This is a genomic window from Saccharopolyspora shandongensis (assembly GCF_900106995.1).
GTDB lineage: Bacteria > Actinomycetota > Actinomycetes > Mycobacteriales > Pseudonocardiaceae > Saccharopolyspora > Saccharopolyspora shandongensis.
Genome location: NZ_FNOK01000054.1, coordinates 42087 through 60263, shown reverse-complemented (window position 1 = coordinate 60263; position 18177 = coordinate 42087). Strand labels below are relative to the sequence as shown.

The 18177-nt window shown below is 70.3% G+C and carries 13 protein-coding genes and 1 tRNA gene; 5 read left to right on the top strand and 9 right to left on the bottom strand.

Features of this window, described 5'->3' with window-relative positions; all coding sequences use genetic code 11:
• Positions 1-30: 30 nt before the first annotated feature.
• Complete coding sequence (locus tag BLW84_RS36990; protein ID WP_093275452.1) at positions 31-1248, bottom strand: hypothetical protein; 1218 nt, start codon at positions 1246-1248, stop codon at positions 31-33.
• A gap of 121 nt (positions 1249-1369) precedes the next feature.
• Here BLW84_RS36990 and BLW84_RS36985 point away from each other — a divergent pair, with 121 nt between their 5' ends.
• The gene (locus BLW84_RS36985) at positions 1370-2032 is read left to right on the top strand and encodes a nitroreductase (protein WP_093275449.1); all 663 of its coding nucleotides are present in this window, start codon (positions 1370-1372) and stop codon (positions 2030-2032) included.
• Positions 2033-2101: 69 nt separating this feature from the next.
• Positions 2102-2518, top strand: coding sequence for a patatin-like phospholipase domain-containing protein (locus BLW84_RS36980; RefSeq protein WP_093275448.1), 417 nt, complete (start codon positions 2102-2104; stop codon positions 2516-2518).
• 63 nt (positions 2519-2581) lie between these two features.
• Here BLW84_RS36980 and BLW84_RS36975 read toward each other — a convergent pair whose 3' ends face one another.
• The 8 genes from BLW84_RS36975 to BLW84_RS36940 form a co-directional block, all read right to left on the bottom strand.
• Positions 2582-2977, bottom strand: a complete 396-nt coding sequence (locus tag BLW84_RS36975) for a GNAT family N-acetyltransferase (protein WP_093275445.1) — start codon at positions 2975-2977, stop codon at positions 2582-2584.
• A 30-nt stretch (positions 2978-3007) separates the two neighbouring features.
• Positions 3008-3649 (bottom strand): DUF8010 domain-containing protein, encoded by a 642-nt coding sequence (locus tag BLW84_RS36970; protein ID WP_093275444.1) that lies wholly within the window; start codon positions 3647-3649, stop codon positions 3008-3010.
• Entirely contained in the window at positions 3642-4064 is a 423-nt protein-coding gene (locus BLW84_RS36965) for an acyl-CoA thioesterase (protein WP_093275441.1), read from the bottom strand. Before BLW84_RS36965 ends, BLW84_RS36970 begins: the two co-directional genes overlap by 8 nt.
• 69 nt (positions 4065-4133) lie before the next feature.
• Positions 4134-9107, bottom strand: coding sequence for an NAD-glutamate dehydrogenase (locus BLW84_RS36960; protein ID WP_245761649.1), 4974 nt, complete (start codon positions 9105-9107; stop codon positions 4134-4136).
• 285 nt (positions 9108-9392) lie between these two features.
• Positions 9393-12071 carry a hypothetical protein gene (locus tag BLW84_RS36955; RefSeq protein ID WP_143061228.1) on the bottom strand — a complete coding sequence of 893 codons (2679 nt, stop codon included), beginning with the start codon at positions 12069-12071 and terminating at the stop codon, positions 9393-9395.
• Positions 12072-12160: 89 nt separating this feature from the next.
• Positions 12161-13837 carry an energy-dependent translational throttle protein EttA gene (gene ettA / locus BLW84_RS36950; protein WP_093275437.1) on the bottom strand — a complete coding sequence of 559 codons (1677 nt, stop codon included), beginning with the start codon at positions 13835-13837 and terminating at the stop codon, positions 12161-12163.
• A gap of 141 nt (positions 13838-13978) precedes the next feature.
• Positions 13979-14389 carry a single-stranded DNA-binding protein gene (gene ssb, locus BLW84_RS36945; protein ID WP_093275434.1) on the bottom strand — a complete coding sequence of 137 codons (411 nt, stop codon included), beginning with the start codon at positions 14387-14389 and terminating at the stop codon, positions 13979-13981.
• A 124-nt stretch (positions 14390-14513) separates the two neighbouring features.
• On the bottom strand, positions 14514-16538 hold the full coding sequence (locus BLW84_RS36940; protein ID WP_093275431.1) for a bifunctional copper resistance protein CopD/cytochrome c oxidase assembly protein: 2025 nt from the start codon (positions 16536-16538) through the stop codon (positions 14514-14516).
• Between the two features lie 94 nt (positions 16539-16632).
• Here BLW84_RS36940 and BLW84_RS36935 point away from each other — a divergent pair, with 94 nt between their 5' ends.
• From BLW84_RS36935 to BLW84_RS36925, 3 genes are all read left to right on the top strand, one after another.
• Entirely contained in the window at positions 16633-17214 is a 582-nt protein-coding gene (locus BLW84_RS36935; RefSeq protein ID WP_245761648.1) for a DUF3558 family protein, read from the top strand.
• A gap of 132 nt (positions 17215-17346) precedes the next feature.
• A tRNA-Arg gene (locus BLW84_RS36930) sits at positions 17347-17420 on the top strand.
• Between the two features lie 327 nt (positions 17421-17747).
• Positions 17748-18176, top strand: coding sequence for a DoxX family protein (locus tag BLW84_RS36925; RefSeq protein WP_245761647.1), 429 nt, complete (start codon positions 17748-17750; stop codon positions 18174-18176).
• Position 18177: the final 1 nt, after the last annotated feature.

Here is an 18177-nt window from a genome sequence, read left to right as displayed (position 1 = left end):
CAAAAGGTGACTCACCCGCGCGGGCGGTGCTCAGTTCTGGGTCTGGGTGCTGGAGACGGCGCAGGAGTCGCACCAGAAGCCGAAGAGCAGTTCCTCGAAGCCCATCCGGCCGAACGGCGTCGAGCCGCCCTCGATGGCCATCAGGAACGGCATGTAGTTGCCGCACACGGGGCAGATCGGGTGCGTCTCCGGTGACGGCCAGCGCGGCAGACCGCCCACCTGGTGCTGCGTCCTCGGGAACGCCGGGAGGCTCACGCCGTGCTGGTTGGGGTGCGGCTCCAGGACCAGCGACCGCTCCCCCGGGATCAGGCGGGATTCCCCGCTGCTCGGCCCCTGGGGGTTGAAGTAGACCTCCGTGCCCGCCGAAGTGAAGCGCACGGTGATGCGATCCACTTCGGCGCATTCGCAGGTGAACCAGTAGAACGACGGGTCACGGCTCAGCACGTTCGGCATCGCTTCGGCGGAAAGGGTCAGAATCCGCTCCGCGGGCGCCCTGCAGTCCGCGCAGAGCGGCACGTCCCCGCCTGGATCTCCGCCCATGACGTGGGCGCTCTCGCCCGCGTCCGCCACGAACCCCAGGAAAGCGGGCGGGAAACCCGCGGGCTTCCGGGTGTCCGGCAGGCGGCCGGCCAGCGGCATCAACCAGTCCCAGTCGTTCGGATCCGCGACCTCGTTCATCACGGACTCGATGAGATCGGCGGCGTGCGAGGTGCGGATCAACGCGAGCGTCCAGAGGTCGTTCAGATCGTGCTCCGCTCGCCACCGCTCCAGCAGCGAGTCGGCGAACTCGTCGGGCGCGCCGGACAGCAGACTCCGCTTCATCGCAGCGCTTTCGACCTGGTCGGCGTAGGGCCGCAGGCGTTCCGGGCGGTGCATCGCGATGGCGAAGACGACGCTGGACACCGGGGATTCCGGGTCCGCTGCCGCCAGGTGGTCCTGGATGAACGCGTCGATCAGGGAATCCGGCATCCAGGGCACGAGCCTCGCCGCGGACGCCGCGACTTCACCGGCACCGCGCAGCCTCTCCGCCACGCGCGCCTTCTCCTCGCGCGCCCCGTGGATCAGTCCCAAGTAGGCGGCGACGTACTCGGAGACGCGGCGGTCGGAGGTCGTCATGAGGCACTCGACGGCCGCCGGTACCCCGCGATCATCCGACTGCGCCAGGAAGGCGATGATGCGCTCGTCCTTCTCCGGCACCGACAACACCGGATCCAGCGCGATCCGCTCGATCTCCTCGGTCGCGCCCATTCCCGCCCCACTTCGCCGTGCCTGATCAACGTCGAGTCTAGGTCTCCGGTTCGGCCATCGGTCACGTTTTCCGCCCGCCAGGTGTCGACGTGGTGGAGGACTTCGACTCGGGAGGTGACCTGTGGACGTGTACGAAGCGGTCCGGAGTCGACGGGCGGTGCGGGGATTCACCGACGAGCCGGTGCCGAAGGAGCTGCTCGTGCGCGTCCTGACCGCTGCCACCCGCACGCCGTCCGGCGGGAATCTCCAGCCGTGGAAGGCTTTCGTGCTGACGGGCGCAGCGCTGGCCGAGGTGAAGAAACGAACCGCCGAGCGCCTTGCCGCGGGTGATCCCGGCGACGAGCGCGAGTTCGAGATGTATCCGCCCGGTCTGAAATCCGCCTACCGCGAGCGCCAGATCGCCGCCGGCGAGCAGCGCTACGCCGCGCTCGGGATCGCCCGGCGGGACGAGCAGGCGCGGCGGAAAGCCGTTGCCGCGAACTGGGATTGCTTCGGCGCTCCGGCCGCGCTGTTCTGCTACATCGACCGCGGCATGGGCTCGGCGCAGTGGGCCGACATGGGCATGTACCTGCAGACGATCATGCTGCTGCTCCGCGCCGAAGGACTGCACAGCTGCCCGCAGATGGCGTGGTCGGTCTACCGCCGAACCGTCGCGGAAGTCGTTTCGCCGCCGGCCGAACTCGTGCTGTTCTGCGGCATGTCGATCGGATTCGAGGACATCGCGGCGAAATACGCCCGCATCGGCCGCGCCCCGCTCGCCGAGACCGTCACCTTCCTCGACTGAGGACGACCTCGAATTCCGCCGCACCGCATCGTCGCCGCGATCGCGATCTTCCTCGCCGTCTCGGCGGTCATGCAGGCGATCGACGTCCCATCGGCGTTGGGTGCGGTGCTGTTCGCCGGGCTGATCGGCGTCATCGTGTGGCTGCGCAACGAGCACGAGAAGGAATGGCTCGCGTTCAAGGCCGACGCGCACGGACTCGCCTTCGGGCCGAAGAAAGTCGTCTGGGCGGAGATCGGGCAGCTCGTCACCGCCGCGGGCGCGCGGCCGGGCACGGTCGAGATCGGCGTCCGCCCGGCGCCCGGGGCGAGCATCGCGGCGGGCGAACGGATCGGCGATGCCGCGCTGGCCGACCTCCCGGCGCACGCGGTGGTGCCGGCGGAGGAGTACAGCCCGGATTGGCTGTGGTGGGCCGTGAACCGGTTCGGGCGAACCGATGTCCAACTGGTCGAGCGGACACCGGAAGGCGAACGCGCCGTCGTCCGCTGAGATTTCCAGCGGTGACGCTCCTGGCACGTCCTACCGGGAGATTCACGTCTATTCCTGGCTCGCTCAGAGCGCGATGAGACCCGCGTTCGTCGGCTCGAATCCGCAGGCGTCGAAGTAGAACGCCCGGAGGTCTTCGTCGAAGTCGACGTGCAGCCATTCGCACCGCGCCGCCCGAGCGCCTCGGACGGCTGCGGCGACGAGTCCGACACCGATCCCGGATCGGCGCAGCTCTCCCCTGACCACGGTGTCCAGGACGAAGGCGTGGACACCACCGTCCCACGCCACGTTGACGAAGCCGACGAGTTCACCGCCGCGCCGAGCGCAAACCCAACCGAGGCTGTGGCGGTGGACCTGCGCCAGCCAGTCGATGTCCAGGACCGGGTGGTCGAAGCCCTCCGCGTGCAGCGAGTTGACGGCGGTGTTCTCGAAGTCGCCTCGCCACTCGTAGGTGATCGTCATGCCACGAGCCTAGGGGCCCGCGGCAAGCCATCAGACCAGCAGCGGGAGCAGGGCGTGGCGGCGTCGGACGACCGCGCCGTAGCGGGAGTCCAGGCGGAGCCAGGCGTCCGTCGCGCTCACCCGGACGATCTCGGACTCCGCCGGCTTCGACACCAGGAAACCCATGCCGGACAGCACGAACAGGCAGCGCAGCGGGACCTTCACCTGGTAGCCGGCGCCGCTGACCGTGAAGACCTCCTGGTCCAGCAGGGAAGCCGGCGGCGTCCCCTTCGGGCCGACGTTGTCCTTGGCCACGTCGATGCCGCGCTCCGCGACCTCGCCGACGAGCTTCGCCGGCAGGTCGTCCACCCGCTGCCAGCCCACGGCCGGCGGCAGCTCCGAACGCCACATCAGATCCCGCGGCGGGCCCGGATCCATCACCGGGGCGCCCGCCACCGTCAGCGTCGCCAGCAGTTCGTTGCCCGACACCGTCAGATCCGCCGGCTCCACCTCGCCCTCGACCGACCTGGTGGACAGGGCGTCGAACGGCGTCGCCGCCCAGACGTCGACGCGGCCGGTGCCCGGCCGGTTGCGCAGGCGCACCAGCGCCTGGCCGTCCAACCGCACCGCGCGGGCGACGAACGCGCCGAGGTCCTCGCGCTCCACCGCATCGGGCATCCGCAGTTCAGGCACGGCCCGACTCCCCATCGAGCTGCCACTCCGCCAGGAAGTCGCGCTCCTCCTCGGTCATCCGCCGAGGCCGCCCCGCCTGCAGGTCGTAGGGCACCATCAGCGTTTCCGCCGTGGCGACCGCTTCCTGCGCGTAGGCGGTGTAGTCGACGATGAACGACGCGGCCTTGAGCTCGCGCACCGACATCTGCACCTGCAGCGACTTCGACGTGTAGACCAGCGGGCTGTGGTAGTCGATCACGACCCGGGCCACCACCATGCCCTCCGCCATGCCAAGCAGGCCCTGCCGCTCCGCTTCGGTGAACAGCAGCTCGGCCCGCGCCTCCTCCAGCAGCGTGATCGTCCTGGCGTGGTTGACGTGACCGAACGCGTCCATGTCGGACCAGCGCAAGGCCACCTCGGCTACGAACGCGCCCACCGGCGAGCTTCCCTTCTGCCGTTCGGGTGGCTTGCGGCCGGTGCGACCGCAAGCCACCCGATCATGCCGTCACCGCACCATGCTGCGCAGCTGGCGGGCCGCCACCGACAGCGTGGCCAGATCCAGTCGACCGGAGCTCTTGATCTGCTCCAGCGACGAGTTGGCCCGCGCCAGTCGCGACTCGTTGGTGGATCCCCAACGAGCGATCTTCTCCTCCGGGTCGTCCTCCGGATCGCTGGTCCGCAGGACGTCGATGGTGATCGCACGCAGCGACGCGTAGAAATCATCCCGCAACGCCAGCCGGGCCAGCGAGTGCCACCGGTTCCCGCGCTCCAACTCGTTGACCGCCAGCAGCATCCGCTCGACGTCGAGGTGCTCGGCCAGCGAGTAGTAGAGGTCGGCGCTCTCCCGCGGGCTGCGCTCGGCCGCGACCCCGGCGTCGCGCTCCGCGAGCTCGGCGATCTCCCGGATGTCCAGCAGCGCGAACGAATCCAGCAGCACGCCGACGCGTTCCGCCAGGTCCTCCGGGACACCGGCCGCCGTCCAGCGGTCGATCATCTCGGTGGCGCCCTCGGCCGCCCGGCCGCGCAGCAGGCCGCGCACCGAACCGGACAGCTCCGCGATCACCGGCTGGAAGCGGGCGATCTCGGCGCCGATCGCCAGCGGCTGTGGCCGGTTGGTCAGCATCCAGCGCGCCGCCCGGTCCAGCAGGCGACGGCTTTCCAGCACCAGCTCGTCGGCCACCGAACTCGGCACCGAGCCGCCCAGCGCATCGATCTGCGCCCACAGGTCCTGCAGCCCGAAGACCTCGTCGACCACCGCGAACGCCCGCACCGCGTCGGTCGTCGAAGCGCTGATCTCCTCGGACAGCCGGTAGGCGAAGGAGATGCCACCGCCGTCGACCATCTCGTTCACCAGCAGCGTCGTGATGATCTCCCGGCGCAGCGGGTGAGCCGCGATCGCGTCGGAGTAGCTCTCCCGCAGCGGCTTCGGGAAGTACTCCGGAAGCCGGTTGCTGAACGCCTCGGTGTCCGGCAGGCCGCTGGCCAGGACGTCGCGCTTCAGCGCCAGCTTGACGTGCGCCATCAGCGTCGCAAGCTCCGGCGAGCTCAGGCCCTCGCCGGCCTTTTCCCGGTCGCGGAACTCCTTCGACGTCGGCAGCGCCTCCAGCGTGCGGTCCAGGCCGGCGTTCTTCTCCAGCGCCAGGACCTGGCGGGCGTGCACCGACACCATCGGGGCGGCGTGCGCCCGCGAGATGCCCAGCACCGCGTTCTGCGCGTGGTTGTCGGCCAGCACCAGCTCGCCGACCTCGTCGGTCATGTCCGCGAGCAGCTCGTTGCGCTGCTCACCGGTCAACCGCCCGTCGGCCACCAGGTGGTCGAGCAGGATCTTGATGTTGACCTCGTGGTCGGAGCAGTCCACCCCGGCGGAGTTGTCCAGCGCGTCGGTGTTGACCTTGCCGCCCGCGCGGGCGAACTCGATGCGGCCCAGCGACGTCAGACCGAGGTTGCCGCCCTCGCCGACGACCTTCACCCGCAGGTCGGAGCCGTTGACGCGGACCGCGTCGTTGGCCTTGTCGCCGACTTCGGCGTGCGTCTCGGTCGCGCCCTTGACGTAGGTGCCGATACCGCCGTTCCACAGCAGGTCCGTCGGGGCCAGCAGGATCCGCTTGATCAGCTCGGCCGGCGCCAGCTTGCGCACCGACTCGTCGATGCCCAGCGCCTCCCGGATCTGCGGGTTCAGCGGGATCGACTTCAGCGACCGCGACCACACGCCGCCACCGGCGCTGATCTTGCTGCGGTCGTAGTCGTCCCAGGTCGACCGCGGCAGCTCGAACAGCCTGCGGCGCTCGGCGAAGGACACCGCCGGGTCCGGGTCGGGGTCGATGAACACGTGCATGTGGTTGAACGCGGCCACCAGCCTGATGTGCTCGGACAGCAGCATGCCGTTGCCGAACACGTCGCCGGCCATGTCACCCACGCCGACCACGGTGAAGTCCTCGGACTGGGTGTCCACGTCGAACTCGCGGAAGTGCCGCTTGACGCTCTCCCACGCGCCCCTCGCGGTGATGCCCATCGCCTTGTGGTCGTAGCCCACCGAGCCGCCGGAGGCGAACGCGTCGCCCAGCCAGAAGCCGTAGGACTTGGCGACGTCGTTGGCGATGTCCGAGAACGTCGCGGTGCCCTTGTCCGCCGCGACCACCAGGTAGGTGTCGTCGCCGTCGTGGCGCACCACGTCCTTCGGCGGGGCCACCTCGCCGCCGACCAGGTTGTCGGTCAGGTCCAGCAGGCCGGAGATGAACATCCGGTAGCAGGCGATGCCCTCGTCGAGGGTGGCCTTGCGGTCGACCGCCGGGTCACCGGTGGGCGCCGGCGGGCGCTTCACCACGAAGCCGCCCTTCGCACCGACCGGCACGATCACCGCGTTCTTCACCGCCTGCGCCTTGACCAGGCCCAGGATCTCGGTGCGGAAGTCCTCCCGCCGGTCCGACCAGCGCAGACCGCCGCGGGCCACCGAGCCGAACCGCAGGTGCACGCCCTCCACCCATGGCGAGTACACGAAGATCTCGAACTGCGGGCGCGGCTCCGGCAGCCCCGGGATCTCCCTGGGCTCCAGCTTCAGCGCCAGGTAGGAGCGTTCCAGCTCCCCGTCGGCGGCGAAGTAGTTGGTGCGCAGCGTGGCGCGGATCAGGCTCAGGTAGCTGCGCAGGATCCGGTCCGCGTCCAGGCTGGTGACCTCGTCGATCAGCTTGGTGACCGCGTCGGTGAGGTCCGCCTCGCGGGCCGCCCGGTCGTCGGCCTCCAGCGCCGGGTCGAACCGCGTCTCGAACAGCCTGACCAGCGTCGTCGTGGTGAGGCGGTGCGCCAGGATGGCGTCCTCGATGTAGTCCTGGCTGTAGGCCACGCCGACCTGCCGCAGGTACTTGGCGTAGGCGCGCAGCACCGACGCCTGCCGCCAGTTCAGCCCGGCGCGCAGCACCAGCGCGTTGAACCGGTCGACCTCGGCGTCGCCGAGCCAGGCCGCGCGGAAGGCGTCTTCGAAGCGCTCCCGCAGGGTTTCCAGCAGGCCGTCGCTCGTCGCGGTGTCCAGCGTCGCCGGGTCCAGCCGCAGCCCGAAGTCGTAGATCCAGAACTGCTGGTCGGTGTCGCCGACGATGACCTCGTAGGGCCGCTCGTCGACGACCTCGACGCCCATGCTCTGCAGCACCGGCAACACCCGCGACAGGGTCACCCGGCCGCCGACGTAGAGCTTGAAGCGGCGCTGCCCCGCGCTGGCGTCGCGCGGCGCGTAGAACGACATCTTCAGGTCGCGCGGCCCCGACAACGACTCCAGCCGCCGGAGGTCGGTGAGGCCCTCGCTGGCGGTGAAGTCCTCCTTGTACGCCTCCGGGAAGCTCGACGCGTAGCGCTGGCCGAGCTGGCTGATCGCCTCCGACAGGCTGCGCCCCGCGTGACCGTCGCGGCCGCCGCCGGACTGCTCGGCGTCGACCTCCTCGATCATCTGGTCGTCCCAGGTGTGGATGGCGTCGGAGAGCCGGCGCTGGATGCGCACCAGGTCCGGCTCCACCTGGTTCTCCGGGTCGGTGTGCACCACGAAGTGCACCCGCGCCAGGGTGGATTCGCCGACCCGCGTGCTGTACTCCAGGCCGGTGCCGTTGAGCTCCTCCAGCAGGACTTCCTGCATCGCCAGCCGCGAGCTGGTGGTGTAGCGGTCCCGCGGCAGGTACACCAGGCAGGAGTAGAAGCGGCCGTAGGCGTCGCGGCGCAAGAACGGCTTGAGCTTGCGGCGCTCGGCCAGCGCCAGCACGCCGGTGATGGTGTCCTGCAGCGTGTCCGCGTCGGTGGAGAACAGCTCGGTGCGCGGGTAGTTCTGGATCTCCTCCAGCATCCGCTGGCCGGAGTAGGACTCCATCGGGAACCCGGCGCGGTGGATGATCTCCCGCACCCGCCGCTCGATGAACGGGATGTCCAGCACGTTCTCGTGCAGCGCGGTGGTGGTGAACAGCCCGAGGAAGCGGTGTTCCCCGTTGACGTTCCCGGCCTCGTCGAAGGTCTTGACGCCCACGTAGAACGGGTGCACCGGACGGTGCACTGTGGACGGTGCGCTGGCCTGGGTGAGCACCAGCAGGTCCTTGGACAGCGCGCTGGCGCGGGCGTCCGGCCCCGCGGTCAGGCTGCGCGCGGCGACGCTGTCGCTGCGCAGCACGCCCAGCCCGGAGGCCAGCACGGCCTGCAGCGCGGGCTCGGTGCCGTCGTCGACCAGCTCGTAGTGCCGGTAGCCGAGGAACGTGAAGTGACCGTCGGCCAACCACCGCAGGAGCTCGGCTCCATCGTGGACGTCGGCACCCGGCAGCGGCGGCGGGGTCCGGTCCAGCTCGCCGGCCAGCGACCGGGCGGTGGCGTGCATCCGCTCGGTGTCCTCGACGACCTCGCGCACGTCGTTGAGCACGTCGGCCAGGCCCTGCTTCAGGTCGGCGATCCGGTCGACGTCGACGACGCGGTCGACCTCGACGAACATCCAACTTTCGGCCATCGCGTCGGCGGGCGGGGCGGCCGGGTCCGCGTCCGGCAGCACCTCCAGCAGCTCGCCGGCCACGTCGCGACGCACCACGATGATGGGGTGGATGATGCGCTGCACCTCGGCGCCGTAGCGGCCGAGCTCGGCGATCACCGAATCCACCAGGTACGGCATGTCGTCGGTGACGGTCTGGACCACCGTCGCCTGGCTCCCCCAGCCGTCCTCGGCCCGATCCGGGTTGAAGATCTGCACCAGCGGACGCCCCGCGACCCGCTCGGCGGCGAGCCGGTGGTGCGAACGCAGTGCCCCGACGAGGTCGGCGGGCTCGTCGGCGACGAGCTCCTCGGCGGGCACGTGCCGGTAGTAGGCGCGCAACAGCTCGGCAAGGTCCGGTGCGGACTCAACCGCTCTGTCCAGCAGACGGCGCTTGGCCAGTTCGGGGTTCTCGGACCGCTCGCCGACCGCGTCGTCCCCATCGGCTCGCGGGCGTTCTCCGGTCTTCAACTGTCCGGGATTCGAGGTCATCTTCAGGCAGCTCCACGCTTGACGGCACCTCTTTGTGCCAACAGGTTCCACCTTAAGACTGCCAGTTCCGGCGACGGGCAGAGGGCGGTAGCGCGGTCGGGCACGTGAAAAGCGGCACAATGATCGATGACTTTGACGTTTCAGAAAGCGGTCTTGGTGACCGCGCGTACCCGGCCGCTGGTAGGCGGTGTGGAATGTCGCACGTCACGTCCGGTCAGGTCGCGGTGTGCGGGGACGCGTGCCTGGTGTTCGGACGAAGCCGTTGCGCCGCTTCGGCGAACGCCTTCAGAACAGCGGATCCACCGCCGTGGAGTCGCCCGCCGCCCGGCGGTGCCGGGGGGCCACGCCGGAGCCTCGATCGTCCGATGTGGACGAATGTGCGGAGCGGGAAACCTGGGAACGGCCGGTGACTCCGGACACACGCGCTTCGCTGTGCCGGCCCGACGGCGTGGCCTCCTCGGCCTCGGGCTGCTCGCGCCGACCGCTCTCGTAGGCCATCAGCGCCTCGGTGAGCAGCTCCGCGAGGCCGATCTTCTCCACTGCCCCCACATCCGCCGCCGGCGTTTCCACCACGGGCGGTGTTACAACGGGCAGCTCCGGGGCCTCGTGGTCACCGACCGGCTCGGGCGTTCTCACGACGGGCGGTGACGGCTGCGGCTCGACCACCGGGAGGTTCGGCTCGGTCGCCCAGTCCTGGCGGTGCCTGCCGAGCAGCTCTGCGGCGGGAGTCGGTGATGTGACCGCGGCGGCGGCCGGTTCTGGTGGTTCGATCGGTTCTGGTGGTTCTGATGGTTCTGTCGGTTCGGCGTGCCTGGCGCGGCGGCGGCCCGGGCGGGGCTCCGCGGACAGCTGGAGACCGGCGCGGATCTCGGCCAGCGACTTGCCGCGCGATCGGCGACCGCCTTCGCTCGTCCCCGCCTCCGGAGCCCCGTCCGACTCGACCACCGGATCGTCCGCAGTCGGAGTACCGGCGGTCAGGACGTCCGCCATCGGTGTCTGGATCGTCGGGGGCTCGGCCGCCGGGGCGGCTTCGCCCTCGCCGTACGTCGGTTCGAGCTGCAGCGCGTCGTCGGCCCGGTGTCCCCTCGGCCGTTCGGCGGCGGATTCGGTCGCCGTCAGGTCCTGGCCGTACTGCGAATCGAAATCGGATCGCGGCGCTTCCGGCAGCGGATCGGCCACTGGGGAATCCGCCGCAGGGCCGGTTACCGACCAGTCGTCCAGCCCGGCCGGCCCCCCGATCACCGGCATGATCGTGGTGACATCCGCGACACTCGAGTTGCTTCCGGCAGCAGCCGCCGTCCGGCGGAGGTTGTCCAACGTCGAAGCGAGCGCGCTCGTCTCGGACTGGAGACCTGCGTCACCCGGCTGGTCCTGCTGCGGCTCGTACGCCACGGGCACCTCGGGAATGGTGCGTTCGGCGCCGGACGGCTGGTCCGAGGCCTCCGAAGGCCACCAACTCGCCTGCGACGCGGCCGAAGCCTGCTCGGGCTCACCGCCGGGAACGCCCTGGTCGGCGGGCGGCGGGAAGGCAACCGTCTCGGCGTGTGCGAAGTGGCCGCCCTCGGTCTCCACCGGCTCTGCGACCGGGAACGCCTCCGCACCGGACTGGCTCGCCTCCGCCTCGGCCGGTTTGATCGTCGCTGCGTCGAGCACGACCGTCGGCTGCACCGACTCCTCGGAAATCCGGGGCTCGGGCATCTCCTTCCGACGACGCCCGCCTTCGCGCTTCCCTGCGGCCCTGCTGGTGAGCGTCTCCATCAGCCGACGCGCCGCGTCGTGCGCATCCCCGTGCTCGGGCGCCGCCTGCTCCGATTCGGCCTGCTCGGCAGCGTCCTGCTCGGGCTGGCGAGGTTCCGGCGGCCAGTACTCCGACTGCTCCACCACGACTGTTCGGGACTCGGCCGAATCGGGGCCCTGCGGCACCGGCACGGGCGGTGTGGGCCGGGATGGACCGTTCGAATGCGGAGGCACCCCGACGTCGCCCGCGAGCACCGGATACTCCGCGAGTAACTGGACCCGCGCGTTGTGGACAGCCGCACGCCAGCGCCGGTCGGCGGCGTAGGCGCCCCGCAGCGCGCGGAGCGCTTCGGGGAACTCCGCCCCCCGTTCGTGCACGTGGGACAGGGTGTTCAGCGCCTCGGCGAGCAGACCGTCCAGCTTGTGCCGCTCGGAGATGGCCGCGGTGTCGTTGAGCGTCCGCACCGCCGCACCGTGGTTGCCGTCCGGCAGGTGCACGCGAGTCGCCATCGCGAGCCCCAGCCAACCGACCGGCCCGGCCGCCGCGGCGCGAACCGGCTGCGCCAGCACGGATTCCGTCGCTTGGACGGCCTCCGGGCAGCGCCCCAGTTCCAGTAACGACTGCACCCGCTCCAGGACGAGACGGGTCCGGATCTCCCCGCTGTCCGCCGCCGGATCGCCGAGCTGCGCGAGCAGCGCGAGACCGGCGTCGGCTGCGGCGACGGCCTCGCCGAACTCACCCAGCCTGCGGTGATGCCCCGCTCGCGCGGCGCGGACCCGAGCCTTGAGCAACCGCGCGGTGTCCCGGCTGAGGCCGCACGTCTCGTACAGCCGCTCGGCCTCGTCGAGCGCCTCGGAGCGCTGACCGTCCTGCTGGTGCGCGGGCAGCGACGCCGCCAACGCCAGCAGGGCGTGCGCCCGCACTTCGGGCTCGATCCGTTCCTGCTCCAGCACCGGGTTCAGCACCCGGACCGAGACCTCGCAGTTTCCCGCGCTGCGCGCGCACCACGCCAACTCGATCCGCAGCTCCGCCACGACCTCGGCGTCGCCCGCCGCCTCCGCATCGCGGACCGCAGCGAGCGCCCGGACAGTGGCCGGGACGCCCCGACCCAGCCGGTTCGAGGCGAACAACGCCAGGGCCTCGGCTCTCAGGCGAGCCGCCTGGTCACCGGTGCGCCTGGCGAGCGCGACCGCCCGATCACTGAGCACCAATGCCAACTCGGGCACTCTCCACCGCATCTGCCGCGCGGGTTCGAGCAATCCCTGTGCCGAGCTTGTGTTCGGTGAAGCGGGCACGCTCGCCAAAGCGCCTCCGTTCAGCCCCTGGTCAGCTTGCGATGCGTCACTCGGTGCGGACGGGCCGCCTCTGCGCCCATCCTCTCGATCTTATTCGCTTCGTAGCCCTCGAAGTTGCCTTCGAACCAGAACCACTTCGCCGGGTCCTCGTCGTCGCCCTCCCAGGCGAGGATGTGCGTGGCGACGCGGTCCAGGAACCAGCGGTCGTGCGAGATCACCACAGCGCAGCCGGGGAACTGTTCGAGCGCGTTCTCCAGCGAGCTCAGCGTTTCCACGTCGAGGTCGTTCGTCGGCTCGTCCAGCAGGATCAGGTTGCCGCCCTCCTTGAGCGTCAACGCCAGGTTCAGGCGGTTGCGCTCACCACCGGAGAGCACCCCGGCCGGCTTCTGCTGGTCCGGGCCCTTGAACCCGAAGGCGCTGACGTAGGCGCGCGACGGCATCTCGACCTGGCCGACCTGGATGTAGTCCAGCCCGTCGGACACGATCTCCCAGACGTTCTTGGCGGGGTCGATGTTCGCCCGGTTCTGGTCCACGTAGGACAGCTTGACCGTGTCGCCGACCTTGACCGTGCCGGCGTCCGGCTGCTCCAGGCCCACGATGGTCTTGAACAGCGTCGTCTTGCCGACCCCGTTCGGGCCGATGACGCCCACGATGCCGTTGCGCGGCAGCGTGAACGACAGGCCGTCGATGAGGAGGTTGTCGCCGAAGCCCTTCTTCAGCTTCTCGACGTCGACGACGACGTTGCCCAGGCGCGGGCCCGGCGGGATCTGGATCTCCTCGAAGTCGAGCTTGCGAGTGCGCTCGGCCTCCGCGGCCATCTCCTCGTAGCGGCCCAGTCGGGAACGCGACTTGGTCTGGCGCGCCTTGGCGTTGGAGCGGACCCACTCCAGCTCGTCCTTCAGGCGCTTCTGCAGCTTCGCGTCGCGCTTGCCCTGCACGGCGAGGCGCTCGGCCTTCTTCTCCAGATAGGTCGAGTAGTTGCCCTCGTACGGGAAGGTGCGGCCGCGGTCCAGCTCCAGGATCCAGCCTGCGACGTTGTCCAGGAAGTACCGGTCGTGGGTGACGGCGAGGACGGCGCCCGGGTAGGTGGCAAGGTGCTGTTCCAGCCAGAGCACGCTCTCGGCGTCCAGGTGGTTGGTCGGCTCGTCGAGCAGCAACAGGTCGGGCTTGCTCAGCAGGAGCTTGCACAGGGCGACGCGGCGGCGCTCACCACCGGAGAGGTTCCTGACCTCCGCGTCCGGCGGCGGACACCGCAGGGCGTCCATCGCCTGCTCCAGCTGGGAGTCCAGTTCCCACGCGTCCGCGTGGTCCAGGTCCTCTTGGAGCCTGCCCATCTCCTCCATGAGCTCGTCGGAGTAGTCGGTCGCGAGCAGCTCGGCGATTTCGTTGAAGCGGTTGAGCTTCTGCTTGATCTCCCCGACGCCCTCCTCGACATTGCCGAGGACCGTCTTCTCCTCGTTGAGCGGAGGCTCCTGCTGCTGGATGCCGACGGTGTAGCCCGGCGTGAGGAACGCTTCACCGTTGTTCGGCTGGTCGAGTCCCGCCATGATGCGCAGCACGGTCGACTTGCCAGCCCCGTTCGGCCCGACGACGCCGATCTTGGCGCCCGGGTAGAACTGGATGGTCGCGTTGTCGAGGATGACCTTGTCACCATGCGTCTTGCGCACGTTCTTCATGGTGTAAATGAACTCGGCCATGCCATGGATCGTAGTTGCGCCCCGTGGCGGACCGCGCACGCGGTCCCCCTGCACCTCGCCGACGGCGCCCGGCCGCCCCGCACCGGCGGTTATCACCTCCTCGGAACCGAAATCCACACCGGTCAGGAAGAAAGATCGCGATCAGCCGCTGGGCAGCGAGACGAGCCCGCGATCGGTCGCCGACCGCGGCCGGGGCACGCCCGGCACCTCCGGTGGCGCGGCCCGCGCCAGGTCGAGGCCGATCGCGGTGGCCTCCAACTCGACGACGGTGCGCCACTGCCCGCCCGCCTCGTACTCGCGGGTGCGCAACCGCCCGGTCGCCACCACCGGATCGCCCTTGCACAACGCCGCGGCGACCCCGTCGGCCAGCCGCTTCCAGCAGTTCACCGTCGCGAGGAACCGGTCGCCGTCCATCCATTCCCCGGTGTCCTGGTCGAACCGGCGGGAGGTCGCCGCCACCCGGCAGCTCACCACCCGGTTTCCGTTCGGCGTCTCCCGCACGACGGGCTCGGTGATGAGGTAGCCCACCACCGTCACCTGGGTCTCGAACATCTCTGCCGCTCCTCTCGGTCCTGCGCGGCCGACTTCCGGCCCGCGAACCAAGACTGCCCGAAGATCGTCACGCAGCGCGACCGATTTACCGCGTTCCGTGACAAACTTCGGCCGATCGGCCAGGTCAACTACTCCGAGGGGTGTCCTTGTCGGAGAGCTGCTTGAGCATTTCGTTGTAGGCGGCCAGATCCGCGTCGCCGTCCGCATCGGCCTTCCGGTCGATTCTCCGGGCGGCCCGGGAATCCGCGCGGGACCACTGGATCAGCAGCGCCAGCATCACCACGACCAGCGGCACCTCGCCCGACGCCCAGGCCAGGCCGCCGCCGAGCCGCTGGTCGGCGAGCAGATCGGTCATCCAGGGCAGGCCCAGGCCGCGGTAGAAGCTCGCCCCGATGACGGTCTGCGACATCATCAGCGCGATCCCGAAGAACGCGTGGAACGGCATGGAGGCGAAGACCAGGCCGACCTTGCCCAGCGGCGGCAGCGGGCGCGGCGCCGGGTCGATGCCGATCACCGGCCAGTAGAAGATGTAGCCCACCAGCAGGAAGTGCGCGTTCATCGCCAGGTGCGCCCAGTGCTCGGTCAGCGCCACGTCGAACAGGCCGCTGAAGTACAGCGCGTAGAAGGACCCGACGAACAGGGCCAACGCGACGATCGGGTTGGTCAGCAGCCGCGTCACCGGCGAGTGCACGAAGGCCAGCAGCCACTCGCGCGGCCCCGGGGGCTGCGACTTCCCGGCGGGCTTGAACACCCGCAGCGCGAGCGAGGTCGGGCCGGCCATCACCAGGAAGACCGGCGCCAGCATGGACATCAGCATGTGCTGGCCCATGTGCACGCTGAACACGGCGGGCGCGTACTTGCCGATCCCCGCCGAGGTGGCCACCAGGATCGTCGCGCAGCCGCACAGCCAGGCGATGGTCCGGCCGACCGGCCAGGCGTCGCCGCGCTTGCGCAGTCGGTGGACGCCCACCAGGTACAGCGCGGCCAGGGTCAGCGCGAGCGTGCCGTAGACCAGGTCGAACCGGCCGTCGAACAGCAGGCGGAGGAACGTCGGCGGCTCGTCGAGCGGATAGCCGATCAGCAGCTCGGTCCGGCCGGGCACCTCCCTGGCCCCGTCCGGCGGCGGCGTGCGCCCGAGCGCGACCGCGACGCCGATCGTGGCGAACATGACCAGCACCTCGCCCGCGCCCAGCCGCAGCAGCGCGGACCTGCCGGCCCCGTCGTCCAGCCGCTGCACGACGCTGCGGCGCTGGAAGAACCCGAACACGCCGAGCGCCACCAGGCCGACGGTCTTGAGCACCAGCAGCACGCCGTAAGTGGAGGTGAACAGCTGCTCCGGCGTAACCCGGACCAGCGAGTTGATCACGCCGGACAGCGCCATGGCCGCCCAGCAGACCAGGGCGACCAGCGAGAACCGCCTGGCCACCAGCGGCAGGTGGGCGCCGCCGCGGGCGGCGTGCGCCAGCAGCGCCACCAGGCCGCCGACCCAGATGACCGCCCCGAACAGGTGGAAGAGCAGGCTGTTGGTCGCGATGTCGTGCGCGCCACCGCTGGCCGAGTGGCCGGTGGCGATCACCGGGAACAGCCCGGCGAGCCCCAGGCCGAAGGTCACCACCGCCCAGCCCCAGGACAGCACCACCCGGCAGGCCAGCGCGACCACGAACGCGAACAGCGCGGTCAGCGCCCACGCCTTGGCTTCCTCCAAGGCGTCGACGAGGCCGGACAGCACTTCGACGCTGAGCACGTCGGACACTGGGCGCCCGGTGGCGTCGGCGGCGATGAACGGCACCATCAGCGCCGCGCCCAGGCACCAGACGGCCGCCGCCCAACCGGCGGCCCGCACCGCGGCGTACCCGTCGGCGGCCAGCGCGCCCGAGCGCTTCGCCGGAATCCCGAACGCCGCCAGCAGCAACGAGCCGATGCACACCACCGCACCGGACTCCGCCAGCACCCGGACGACCGGCAACCCGTACTTCGTGATCGGCCCTGGATCGGGCAGGCCGAGCAGGGCATATGAGGCACCGGCGGAAAGCGTGGTGAGGGCGGCGGCGATCAGGGCCGCCAGCACCCCGGCGGTGACGACCAGCACGCCCACCGCGCTGGCCGTGCTGCGCCGTTCCGGTGCTGGTACGGGGGTTTCGGATGGCACACACCGAGCGTAACGGCCGACGCGTGGCGACCACGCCGCAGGATGCCGCCCGGGAACGTGGCCTGCCGCACCGGCGGGCCGCTACGGTTACCGCGTGACAATTGTCCGTCGCTGTGCGTTCCTGCTGCCGATGTTGCTGCTGTTCGCGGCGACAGCCTGCGCCGCGCAGGTTTCCGGCGAGCCGATACCGGCAGCGGGGTTCTACGACAACACGACGCCGCCCACGCAGCCGCGATCGACCGCCGTGACCCAGGTGCGCATCGCCACCCCGCGCGGCACCGAGGGAATCGACCCGTGCGGGCTGCTGACACCGGTGGATCTCGCGGAGGTCGGCGGCCCGGTCGGGCCGCCGCATCCGGACAGCCCGATCGCGGGCACCTGCGCCCACCTGCTGGCCAGCGGCACGGAGAACACCGCTGCGGCCGGCTTCTACGAGCCGTACCAGGTCGTCGTCACCCGCCAGCCGCGCGGCGCGGCGACCGACATCGAGGGACATTCGGCGTGGTTGTACTGCGAACTCGTGAACGCGCACCAGACCTGCACCGCGGCCACCGCGATCCGGACCGACCGAACGCTGGTGACCATGCTCTCCATGCAGGGCGCCTCCGCCGCCGACACCTCTGACCAGCTGTTCCGGCTCACGACGGCCGCCCTGCACAAGCTGCCGCCGGCCTGATCGGATCGCGTTCCGCAGTCGATCAGCTTGCCGTTCGGTACCGGCTCGGCAACGGTGCGGCGTCAGTCCCACACCTGCCCCCGCGTACGGCTACCCTGCTTGCTGCAGCTCAGGCGAGCCGCAACCCGATCGGCCCCCATAGCTCAGCTGGATAGAGCAAAGGACTTCTAATCCTTAGGTCGCAGGTTCGAGTCCTGCTGGGGGCGCAAAAGCGCTGGTAAACGAAGCGGGGGTTGATCTAGCTCAAGATCAACCCCCGTTCTATTCCTGTCTTTGCTTCAGCCGTCTGCTCGCAGGTTCAAGCCCCCTGCTGGGGGAATCGGCGGGGATCAGTGCGAATCGTCCCTCACCGGAAACTCCGGTGAGGGACGATTCGAGTAACGCGCACCCTCGCCGATTTCGGCGTTGTTCCTGGCAGATCCGTTGAAGTCCACCGAACGACCACCACCGGAACCGACTCGTCCGGATTGGGAACTCCGTCGCGCGGAAACGCCTAGGACGTCAGGACAACACCGTGCGAGGAGGGCAGTCGTGTGACGCACGATCATTCGGATCGACTAGGCGGGATCGCGTTGTCCGTGGTGCGGATCGTCGTGTCGTTCATGTTCATGCTGCACGGGGTGGCCGCCCTGTTCGGGGTGCTGGGCGCGCCGTACGCCGCGCCGCTGTTCGCCTGGCCGTCCTGGTGGGCGGGGATCATCCAGTTCGTCGGCGGCGGCCTGGTCCTGCTCGGGCTCTTCACCAGGCCGGCCGCGCTGGTCTGCTCGGGCGCGATGGCCTTCGCCTACTTCACCGTGCACCAGCCCCGGGGCCTGCTCCCCATCCAGAACGCCGGCGTTCCAGCCGCGCTCTACGCCTGGTTCTTCCTACTGATCGCCGCGCTCGGGGCCGGACCGTTCGCGCTCGACGCGTTGTTCCGCCGAGTCCCGCGCGCACCCGAGCACGCGGCGCGCTCGGACTGAA

Bases quoted from the DNA above. Each gene is read 5' to 3' on its own strand.
- BLW84_RS36975 (WP_093275445.1), bottom strand. From the start codon at position 2,977: ATGACGATCACCTACGAGTGGCGAGGCGACTTCGAGAACACCGCCGTC.
- BLW84_RS36960 (WP_245761649.1), bottom strand. From the start codon at position 9,107: ATGACCTCGAATCCCGGACAGTTGAAGACCGGAGAACGCCCGCGAGCC.
- BLW84_RS36990 (WP_093275452.1), bottom strand. From the start codon at position 1,248: ATGGGCGCGACCGAGGAGATCGAGCGGATCGCGCTGGATCCGGTGTTG.
- ettA (WP_093275437.1), bottom strand. From the start codon at position 13,837: ATGGCCGAGTTCATTTACACCATGAAGAACGTGCGCAAGACGCATGGT.
- ssb (WP_093275434.1), bottom strand. From the start codon at position 14,389: ATGTTCGAGACCCAGGTGACGGTGGTGGGCTACCTCATCACCGAGCCC.
- BLW84_RS36980 (WP_093275448.1), top strand. From the start codon at position 2,102: ATGCAGGCGATCGACGTCCCATCGGCGTTGGGTGCGGTGCTGTTCGCC.